General features: G+C 39.2%; 2 protein-coding genes. Both read left to right on the top strand.

Annotated features, from left to right (window positions below; translation table 11 throughout):
* The first annotated feature begins 1,348 nt into the window (after positions 1-1,348).
* Positions 1,349-1,828, top strand: a complete 480-nt coding sequence (locus G322_RS21340) for an NADH-quinone oxidoreductase subunit NuoE family protein (RefSeq protein WP_022943113.1) — start codon at positions 1,349-1,351, stop codon at positions 1,826-1,828.
* The gene (locus G322_RS0118180; protein ID WP_022943112.1) at positions 1,825-3,390 is read left to right on the top strand and encodes a formate dehydrogenase beta subunit; all 1,566 of its coding nucleotides are present in this window, start codon (positions 1,825-1,827) and stop codon (positions 3,388-3,390) included. The genes G322_RS21340 and G322_RS0118180 overlap by 4 nt, the downstream gene beginning before the upstream one ends.
* Positions 3,391-3,420: the final 30 nt, after the last annotated feature.

Below are 3,420 nucleotides of genomic sequence, written 5' to 3'. Positions count from 1 at the left end.
ACTAAAGTCCCACTTCCCAAAAGTAAGCTAATTATTCATCGGAAGTGGGACTTTAGTCCTGCCTTTTGATGCTTGAATTAACAACTGACCAGAAAACAAACTCATTCTGTTTATTTTAAACCCGTTTCCCCTGTAACGGAGGTATTTTGTATTGAAATTTGTGCCTATGCCATTATGAGCAACCATTATCACCTTGTTTTATATGTGAATGAGACAGAATTAAAGGATTGTTCTGATGCTAATATTTGTGAGCGTTGGTCAAAAATATACTCAATTCCCCCTATCGCATTACGTTGGCAAGAGGGTGAGTTAAATTCCGAGATTCAATAGCAGCAGCACTTTCTGTGATTGCCGAATGGCGGTCACGTTGAGCAAATATCTCGCGGTTTATGCGCTGTTTAAATGAGTTTATTACCTGTAATACCAATAACAGTAAATAGCTGATCTATTTTACTGGTTAAAACAACTCACTTCCGCGTTGTAAGTTTCGTAAAGGGAACAACCATTTACATCAACTTACGCCTTGAATTAAGCTGTTTTCCCTGCGGAAAATTTAGATCACATACTTAAATAAGGCGTCGCCGCCTCCATGGTGCAGTGGGCTCGCTAGAGGAATTAGCGTGCTTTCAGAAAATACGGGGGAACGGTGCATTTCAGGACAGAGTAGGTTACAAAAAATAGTCCACTGAGTTATTGACTGCGATTTACCATCCGCTTATTAGCGCACCGTTAATGATTTTTCACTGTTTTTTCGCTCTTTTTCGTAATGAGAATTTAAAATGATGATTGTATTTTTATTCACTCAAAAAATATGTGTGCCTTTCCCTGCCTTTTTCCCATGAATATCAAACTCTAATAAAGCTAAAAAAGTTTAATATATTATTTCCCCTTTAAAAATCATGAACCCACACGGGCGATTACCCTTTATTGATACCTATACATTTTACAATATTCGCCTACTCAGCAACCAGCAAAGCCCTGTTTTTTGAGTTGTTATGACGTTGTGAATAACTTATTCGCGTAATCCTTTATTTGCCAATAGTTAGACATTGCAACTTTTAACGAGGGATATTTGTCTTGAAATGTTAAGTGGGTCAATAAATGCCTGTAAAAAACAAAGTGCTGTTGTTCTGAATCATTATAACCCTATATTTATGCGGGTATTATTAAAAAGCAATATGTTAATAATAAGTGTGAATATTGTTAATTCCCCTGCCGTGTAACGGTTTCGTTTAGCCCTCCCTTTTAGCCCTTAATTAAGGGCATTGAATTTCAGGTCAGTAAACGATTGCGTCAAACGTTATTGGGCGTTCGACATCAAGTTAATACATAGATAAGAGAAGCGAATATGTTTAGAGAATACGATTTTGATACTGCGCTTAAAGTGATAGAAAAAAATACTCATTTAAGAGGGGGGTTAGTTGAAACATTGCGTAACTTGGTTGATACCTTTGGTTATATTAATGAGGAGTTATATCCCACATTAGCAAATACCTTTAACCAGTCTGAAGCTGGCGTGCTCGGTGTGGTGAGTTTTTACCATGATTTCAAAACTAAGCCAAGAGCAAAAAATGTGATAAAAGTGTGTATGGCTGAAGGATGTTATGCAAGAAAATCGAAGAATATGATTAAAGTGTTGTGTGACACATTAGAAACAGATATTGGTGAGCAACGAGAAGATGGGGAGTTTGAAATCGAAGAGGTTTTTTGTTTAGGCAACTGCGCAGTCGGCCCGAATATTGTTGTTAACGATAAACTTTATGCTGAGGTAACCCGCGACAACGTACAAGCTATCATCAATAAAAACTGTAAAGGGAATAGAGTATGATTAAAATTTATGTTCCGTTAGATACCACCTCTGTTTCTTTAGGCGCTGATGAAGTTGTTGAAGAAATAACCCTACTCGCAAAGCAAAAAAATCAAGAGATTCAAATTGTCCGTAATGGCTCTTGGGGGCTTTTCTGGTTAGAAACCTTAGTTGAAGTCGAGGTTAATGGCGAGCGTATTGCCTATGGTCCTATCAAAGAAAAAGATGTTATTGGATTGTTTGATGCTGATTTTTTAAACGGTGGTGAGCATCCATTAAGAGTGGGGGATATTACTAAAGTCCCTTACCTTGCTAAGCAAACAAGGCTCTGTTTTCAGCGTGTTGGTTTAGTTGACCCAATGTGTATTGATGATTACATCAAACACCGTGGTTTTACGGCACTTAAAAAAGCACTTTTTGATACGCCTAAAAGCATCATTAAAGAGATGGAACACTCTGGTTTAAGAGGACGAGGTGGTGCTGCATTCCCATCTTACCTAAAACTGCAAGCAACTAAAGATGCCGTTGCCGATGAAAAATTTGTTGTTTGTAACTTTGATGAAGGTGACTCTGGCACGTTTTCAGACCGAATGATGGGTGAAGGCGACCCGTTTATGATTTTAGAGGGGATGTTTTTAACTGCGCTCGCGGTAGGTGCAAATGAGGGGTATATCTATCTTCGTTCTGAATATCCCATTGCACGAAAAGTGTTAAATAATGCGATTCGCCTTGCGCGTAAAACAGGTTGGTTGGGTAAAAACATCCAAAACAGTGGTAAAGATTTTGATATTCATCTACGTATTGGTGCTGGCTCGTATGTTTGTGGTGAAGAGACTGCACTGTTAAATAGTTTAGAGGGTAAGCGCGGCACTGTTCGTGTAAAACCCCCATTTCCCGTTCATAAAGGTCTATTTGGAAAACCAACCGCATTGTTTAATGTTATCTCGCTGGTCAGTATGGTGCCCATTGTTGAACATGGTGGTAAAGCGTATGGCAAACATGGCTATGGTCGCTCGCGTGGTACTTGCCCGTTCCAACTCAGTGGCAATATTAAATATGGTGGCTTAGTTGAATTGCCATTTGGTATCACGGTTCGCGATATTATTGATGACTTTGGTGGTGGTTTAGCGTTCTCGTTTGATGGTGCAAGAGATCTGAAATTGGTGCAGATAGGCGGGCCTCTTGGTTATCACATGTCCAAGAATGATTTAGATAATCCATTAGACTACGAGCATTTTAAAACGCTCGGTGGTCATATCGGTCACGGTGGAATAATTGTGATGGGTCATGACGCAAGTGCCAAAGAGTTAGCGCATTTTGCGTTTGATTTCTGTGCCTTAGAGTCATGTGGAACTTGTACACCTTGCCGTATTGGCTCAAGACGCGGCGCTGAAATGATGGAGCAAGTTATCTCTGGTGAGTCTGTTAATGAAAATATTATTCTCATAAAAGAGCTTTGCGACACCTTAACACAAACGTCTTTATGTGCATTAGGCGGGATCACTGCAGTGCCTGTTTTAAGCTTGATTAAAAATTTCCCCAATGAGTTTGAAGATCGTTACAACAAATATGTGAGAAGATAATGATGCAGCTAAGCAACGAAAAACATGCCA

Origin of the sequence: Psychromonas hadalis ATCC BAA-638 (genome assembly GCF_000420245.1) — a bacterium.
GTDB lineage: Bacteria > Pseudomonadota > Gammaproteobacteria > Enterobacterales > Psychromonadaceae > Psychromonas > Psychromonas hadalis.
The sequence above is the reverse complement of the archived record's forward strand: the minus strand, read 5'-3'. Positions and strand labels throughout refer to the sequence as shown.